5 protein-coding genes are annotated in these 7,142 nt (G+C 62.3%); 4 read left to right on the top strand and 1 reads right to left on the bottom strand.

Annotated features, from left to right (window positions below):
* The 4 genes from AC11W3_RS13250 to AC11W3_RS13235 form a co-directional block, all read left to right on the top strand.
* The coding region (locus AC11W3_RS13250) for a B12-binding domain-containing radical SAM protein (protein ID WP_484093141.1) at positions 1-1,376 on the top strand (1,376 nt) is incomplete at its 5' end.
* Positions 1,377-1,834: 458 nt separating this feature from the next.
* On the top strand, positions 1,835-3,211 hold the full coding sequence (locus AC11W3_RS13245) for a sigma-54-dependent transcriptional regulator (RefSeq protein WP_484088626.1): 1,377 nt from the start codon (positions 1,835-1,837) through the stop codon (positions 3,209-3,211).
* The gene (locus tag AC11W3_RS13240) at positions 3,211-5,229 is read left to right on the top strand and encodes a cache domain-containing protein (protein ID WP_484088627.1); all 2,019 of its coding nucleotides are present in this window, start codon (positions 3,211-3,213) and stop codon (positions 5,227-5,229) included. The genes AC11W3_RS13245 and AC11W3_RS13240 overlap by 1 nt, the downstream gene beginning before the upstream one ends.
* 27 nt (positions 5,230-5,256) lie before the next feature.
* On the top strand, positions 5,257-5,658 hold the full coding sequence (locus AC11W3_RS13235; protein ID WP_484088628.1) for a bacteriohemerythrin: 402 nt from the start codon (positions 5,257-5,259) through the stop codon (positions 5,656-5,658).
* Positions 5,659-5,918: 260 nt separating this feature from the next.
* On the opposite strand, the gene AC11W3_RS13230 is transcribed toward AC11W3_RS13235, so the two are convergent.
* Positions 5,919-6,905, bottom strand: coding sequence for a hypothetical protein (locus tag AC11W3_RS13230; protein WP_484088629.1), 987 nt, complete (start codon positions 6,903-6,905; stop codon positions 5,919-5,921).
* Positions 6,906-7,142: the final 237 nt, after the last annotated feature.

Genomic DNA, 7,142 nt, shown 5'->3' with positions numbered 1-7,142 from the left:
GGGTGGAGCCGCTGGGGCTGGAGTACATCGGGGCGGCGCTGATCCGTGAGGGGCATGAGGTTACGGTGGCGGACCTGCGCTTCAGCCCCGGTCCGGCTACCTGGGTGCGCCGCACGCGTCCCAAAATGATCGGCATCTCCTGTCTGCACGCCCTGGAATACGACCAGGTGATCGAGCTGGCGCGCCAGGTCCGCCGTGCCAGCCCCGACGCCTTCATCATCGTGGGGGGACATGCCGCGGCGGCCTTCCCGGGGCCGCTCGAGACTCAGGAAATCGACGCGGTTTGCCTGGAGGACGGAGAGGAACTGCTGCCGCTGCTGGCGCGGGTGCTGGATAAAGGGGGATCGGCCCTGCAGGTTGGCGGCCTGCGCGTCCGTACCCGCGAAGGCTGGATCTCCTCACCGCCCGGCGCCGAGCGCCCCAGCCTGGACACCGTCCCCCTCCCTGCCCGTCATCTCGTTTCCCGCCACCGAAACGGCTACCACTGCCTCCTCTTCAAGCCTGTCTGGCTGGTGGAGACCGCCCGTGGCTGCCCGCATCGCTGCTCCTTTTGCTCCGTATGGCAGCTCTACGACCGATCCTGCCGTGAGCGCAACCTCGACGCGGTGGTCGAGGATTTCGCCTCGTCCGGAGATGCCGTCTTCGTGGCCGACGACCTCTTCTGGTACAACCCCGAACGAAGCATTGCCCTCGCCGAAGCTCTGAAGAAGCGCGGCGTCCACAAGCGCTGGATCCTGGTGCAGACCAGGACGGACCTGATCTGCAGAAGTGCCGAGTTGATGGAGGCGTGGAGGCCGCTGGCGAAGGACTTCGACATCTTCCTCGGTCTCGAGGGGGCGAGCGACCGGGCGCTGGCGGGGATCACCAAGGACTCCGAGATCAATGAAAGCGTAGACGCGGTCAAGATCGCCCGGGAACTCCGCTACGGCATCAACGGCAACTTCGTCATCGGTCACGAATGGAGCGAGGATGACTTTCGGGAGCTGTGGGATTTCGTCGAGCGGTACGGCCTGCAGCGCGCCGGCTTCACCATCCTGACGCCGCTCCCCGGCACCGACTTCTACCGCCAGATGGCGCCCCGCATTCCGGAACAGCCCTGGTCCAACTTCGACATGCACCACCTCCTCTGGGAGCCCAACCTCGGGGTGGAGCGCTTCTTCGAGCTCTACGCGGAAACCTGGCGCCGGTCCATACTCAACACCTCGGGGGACAAGAGCCTCATCGACTGGATCCGCCAGGTGCGCCCCTCGCAGATCCCCTACATCGCCCGGGTGCTCTGGCGCACGCAGCGCATGATGAAGCCGAAGGCGTACATCGACGAGCACTGGCAGACACACCTGGCACCGCAGCGGCGCCCCTTGGGGCAGGAGGCATAGGAGACCGCCATGAGATGCCTGATGAACCACATCGACCGCCGACGGGGAGGAATCGGTGTCGCGGCAGCCCGCTGGTCCGGCCTGGTATACTGAAACTCCTTGACTTTTTCCCACGATATCAAAGATATTGGACCGGTATGTGCTGTGCTGGAGCGGTTTACGAAGGCACCTCCCGCCCATGTTCTTCCCACAGCTTTTTGTTCCCATTGCGGGTGATGATGCTGTAACGGTGTCGGATGCGACGGCGCATGAGGGTCTCGGTTCGCGCCCGGAAGGGCGCTCCTACGCCCCCAGGAACCATGGCCCCCGAAGATTGCGTCACCGTAGGAGCGCCCTCCCGGGCGCGAACCCTTTCCTCCGGGACAATGGGCTTCCTACGAGCGCAGGAGCGTCCTTCCGGGCGCGAACCCACGCAAGATACGCTGTCCCTCACAAGCGGGATACGCCACAGGAAACTTATGTACAACGGCAGAGTTATCATCTGTGACGATGAAGTCGAAATACTGCGATACCTCAGCAAGATCCTGACGGCCAAAGGTCTCGACCTGGAGGTATTCAGCTCCGGCACCGCCCTCATGAGCAGTCTGGAGGGGCGCGGCACGGTCGAGAGCGACCTGCTGCTGCTCGACGTCAGGATGCCCGACCTGGACGGCATCGAGATCCTGCAGCGCATCAAGAAGATGAGGCTGGAGATCCCGGTGGTTATCATGACCGCCTACGCCTCCATCAATTCGGCCATCGAGGCGATGAAGCTCGGCGCGTACGACTACGTCACCAAGCCCTTCCCCAAGGAGAAGATCTTCGGCATCCTGGAAAAGGTCCTGGAGCGCAAGGCCCTGCTGAAGGAGAACTCGGCGCTCAAGGATGAGCTGGGAATCGCCTCCTCCGCCAGCCCGCTTATCTTCGCAAGCGACACCTTTCGCGAGGTCCATGAGATGGCCATGCTGGTAGCTCAAAGCGAGTCCAACGTGGTGATCCTGGGCGAGTCAGGAACCGGCAAGGAACTGGTGGCCAGCCTGATCCATAACAACAGCCCGCGCATCAAGGAGCGATTTCTCACCATCAACTGCGCCGCGCTCTCCGACACCCTCCTCGAAAGCCAGCTCTTCGGGCACGTCAGGGGCGCCTTCACCGGCGCCATCAATCACCAGAAAGGGATTCTCGAGGCCGCCAATCACGGCACCCTTTTCCTCGATGAAGTTGCCGACATGAGCCCGGCTATCCAGGCGAAGCTCCTGCGCGTGCTGCAGGAAGGGGATTTCATCCCTGTCGGTGACACCAAGGGAAAAACCGTCGACATCCGATTCCTGGCGGCCACCAACAAGGACCTGGAGGAAGAGGTGCGCCAGAAGCGTTTCCGCGAGGACCTCTACTTCCGCCTCAACGTGATCTCCCTCTATCTCCCCCCGCTGCGCGAACGGACAAAGGACGTGGAACTTCTCGCCAGACACTTCCTCAAGAAGTACGCCGCCCGGATGAAGAAGGAGATCAACGACTTCACTCCGGAGGCGCTGCAGCTGATCAGAACCTACCACTGGCCCGGCAACGTCAGGGAGCTGGAGAACGCCATCGAGCGTGCCGCCATCCTCACCCGGGGCGATCTGATCAGGCCGGAAACCCTCCCGGTGTGGCGCAATATTCCGGCACCACCCGCTCCGAAACAGGCGGAGGGACGGATGGTCTCTCTGGAAACGGTGGAGCGCGAGCACATCCTTCAAGTGCTGAAGGCTTCCGGCAACAACAAGAGCCGCGCCGCCAGGATCCTCGACATCGCCCGAAGGACCCTGGACCGCAAGCTCGAAGAGTACGGCGTTGAGGGCGGGGGTGAAGCCTGATGCACCGGCGCTTCCCGATCCGGGCCAAGCTGACCTTCGGAGCCCTCGTCCCCCTCTTCGTAGCCTTCATGATCTCCTCCCTGGCCGGTTTCTACCTGATCAAGGCCAAGATCGGGACTGAAGCACAGGAGAAGGTGCGTACCGACCTCAACTCCGCGCGCGAGGTCTACGGCAACGAGCTGGCGCGGATCGGCGAACTGGTCGATCTCACCGCTGCCAGCCCCTTCACCGCCAAGGCCATCGAGACCCGCAGCACGACCATGCTCGACTCGCTGCTGCGCCCGCGCCGGCAGAAAAAGCATCTGGACCTCCTCACCGCAGTCGACAGCTCCGGCAGGGTCATCTACCGTGCCCACAATCCGCAACTCGCCGGGGACAGGCAGGAGACGTACTTCCTCGCACAGGCCCTCAAGGGTTCCCAGGTCACCGGCACCACCCTCCTGACGGGAGAGGAACTGGCCAAGGAGAGCCCGGAACTGGCACATCTCGCCTCCATCCCGGTGGTATCGACGCCGCATTCCCGGCCGAGGGGGTCGACGGTCGAGCGCTCGGGGATGTTCATGGTCTCGGCAGCGCCGGTACGCGACGCCGACGGCCGGGTGATCGGAGCGCTCTACGCGGCGGTGATGCTGAACAACAACAACGCGCTGGTGGACAAGATCAAGGAGATCGTCTACGAAGGCGTCAAGTTCCAGGGCGCCGACGTCGGAAGCGCCACCCTATTTCTCGGCGACACCCGCATCGCCACCAACGTCCTGGCCTCCACCGGCTCGCGTGCCATCGGGACCCGCGTTTCGGAGGAAGTTTACAACCGCGTCATCCTGCAGAAGAAAAAATGGGTGGGACGGGCCTTCGTGGTCAACGACTGGTACTTCACGGCCTACGAGCCGATCCTCGACCTGCGCGGGGAAGCGATCGGTTCGCTCTATGTGGGGATGCTGGAAAAGCCGTACACCCACATGCAGAAGAGCGTGAACTCACTGATGTACATCGTGCTGCTGGTCACCTCCTTGATCGGCATCGCCCTCTGCTGGTTCATCGGCTCGCTTTTGGCCCGGCCGATCAAGGAACTGGAGAAACTGGCGCACAGGGTGGCTTCGGGCGAGCGAGACCTGCAGATGGAGGTGAACTCGGCCGACGAGGTCGGCGACCTCGCTGATGCCTTCAACAAGATGACCCGCGCCCTCACCCGCCAGGAGGCCGAGATCGGCCAGTTGCACCGGGGGCTGGAGCTGAAGGTGCGGGAGCGCACGGCGCAGTTGAGCGAGAAGAACCGGCTGCTGCTGCAGACCCAGGCGGATCTGGCGCGGGCCGAGAAGCTGGCGGACCTCGGCATCGTCGCGGCCGGCGTGGCTCATGAGATCAACACCCCGCTGGCGATCATCAGGGGAAATACCGAGGTCCTGGAGATGTGCCTGCCGCCGGACCATGCCAACCGGGAAGAGGTCGACATCATCAGCCGCCAGACCGAGAGGATGGCCAAGATCGTCGGAAACCTGCTGGCCTTCGCCCGGCAGAAATCGCTCAACCAGAAAAAGCTCAAGGTTCACGAGATCCTGGACGACATCCTGAGCCAGATCGGCCACCAGAGCCCGCTCGATTCCGTCACCGTCATCCGCGATTACTCCCCGGATCTGACGGAGATCCAGGGGGACGCCGACCAGCTAAGGCAGGTATTCAGCAACCTGATCTTGAACGCGGTACAGGCCATGCCGGAAGGCGGGACGCTCAAGCTCGGCACCAGGCCGGGAGACGGCGGCAGCGGCTGCGTAGTGGAGATATCCGACACCGGCAAGGGGATTCAGCCGGAGCACCTGGAAAAGGTTTTCACCCCCTTCTTCACCACCAAGGACAACGGCACCGGCCTCGGGCTCTCCGTTTCCTACGGAATCATCAAGGACCATGGTGGAGACATCGAGGTGGAAAGTCACCCCGGCCACGGCACCTCCTTTCGGATAGCCATTCCGGGGCAAGCGGAGTTAGCAGGAAGCGTGGTCGGAAGCGACGATGTGATCTGAATAGAGGTATAGCGAAAGGAGAGAAAGATGGAGATCGGATGGAGTGACACCCTGGCCACCGGCGTGGCCGAAATCGACAACCAGCACAAGGAGATCTTCAACAGGTTCGAAAGGCTCTTTAACGCCTGCAGCCAGGGGAAAGGCAAGGACGAGGTTCTGGAATTGCTTCGTTTTCTCGAAGAGTACGTGAAGGAGCACTTCGCGGCCGAGGAGAGGCTGCAGTTGAAGAACGCCTACCCGGACTATGCAGCCCACAAGGCCGAGCATAATCGCTTCATGGCCGATGTGGCCAAACTCACCGCCGAACTCAAAGCCGAAGGCGCCACACTCTCGCTGGTGATCATGACCAACAAGACGCTCGCTTCCTGGCTGGTCCAGCATATCAAGAAGACCGACATGGAGTTCGCGACCTACCTGCGCGAGTCGTAACCCCGTCACCGGAGTGAAGTCCCTCTCCTGCTGGACGGTCCTCACCTGGAATAAAAATGGCCCACCGAAAGGCGGGCCATTTTTACATTCCGGACTGCCTCAGCGGGCAGCTTCACCCACCCCCCAGCCCCCTCCCGCTTGCGCGCCGAAGCGCTACAGCGCGCAGGCCCGTCAAGGGAGGGGGGGGAGCCTCCTGTAGGGAGAGCGTCGCGGTGCGGGGGGTAAACGGGTCGAGGTCGCGATCGGCTAAGGCGCCGCGGCTATTTCTGCTCCCCAGTCGGCTCGGATTTCCTCTGGCCGTCCTTCCCCTGCTGGCGGAACTTTCTGTGCCTGGACCGCGAGCGCGACCGCTCCCTGGCGCCTTCGGAGGGGGCTGCGGTGCCGGGTGCGGCATTAGCCTGCGCGGGCTTCGCCGGAGCCTGCTTAGCCTGTTGGTTGGCCCCCTGCGGGGCAGGCCTCGGGGTAGACTTCGCCTGCTGTGGGGCTCTCTGCTGGGGGGCTCTCTGCTGTGCGCCCCTGCCTTGCGGGGCGGGCCTCCCCTGCCCTTTCTGCTGGGACTGCTCACGTGGCGCCGGCTCAGGCCGGTTTGGCGACTTCAGCCTGGCAATCAGATCTCGAGCCCAGTCCGCGTCACCGTCGCAGCATTCCTTCGCCACATACTCCAGATCTTCGGGAGTCGTCTTGGTGGACTTGATCTTGAAGAGCCGCTCTATCAGCTCCTTCGACCAGTAGTACTCCCTGATGTATTTCCTGCCGTCAATTTCCTCGTAGCTGTAGTCCGTACATGGGACCACCCTTTTCAGCCACTCCGGCGATACCTTCAGCCGCGCCGCAGCCGTGGTCTTTTCATGATGTTCGCCATCATCGGAACCCTTGCGCACGATGGTCGTGGCAGAGGTAGAACTCTCCGACACCGCAGCCGTTTCCGCCAGTGGTGCGAGGTAGCCCGCCAGGTCCTCGAGCTCCTCATCAACAAGAGCCCCGATCCCGAGCTGGGAGGCGAAGACAACCCCCGGCCGATCAACGCTGAAATTGAGGTTCAGCTCGCTTTCGCCTTCCTGGCGACCGATGCTTACCTCAAGGTCGAACTCCCCCTCGGAAAGTTCCTCGGCCACTTCCCCCTCCACACCGTCGAGCACGGCCTGCATCAACCTCTCTCTGAGCACCCCTTCCTGAGGCCTGAAATAGGCATAGCCGTGCAACTTCTCCACGTAATCGGTTACCGCTTGAAGCTTTGCTGAAGTCATATCAATCCCGTTTACTGCCGTTCTTTCTTTCGATCTATTGGCATCCTCTGCACCATTTATACCGCACATGGCCCAGTATCCAACCGCGTACCTTAGCATAATCATGACCAGTTCGACTACCCATGATTTGCATTGACGGGCAATGAATCTAATTAAGAGGAGATCGAAGCCGGCGATGCATTGTCGGAAGGTGTGCCAGAAGGCACCTTCAACCCCTTCGCCACACCCTATGGAAGG

This window comes from Geomonas sp. (assembly GCF_056994735.1).
The sequence above is the reverse complement of the archived record's forward strand: the minus strand, read 5'-3'. Positions and strand labels throughout refer to the sequence as shown.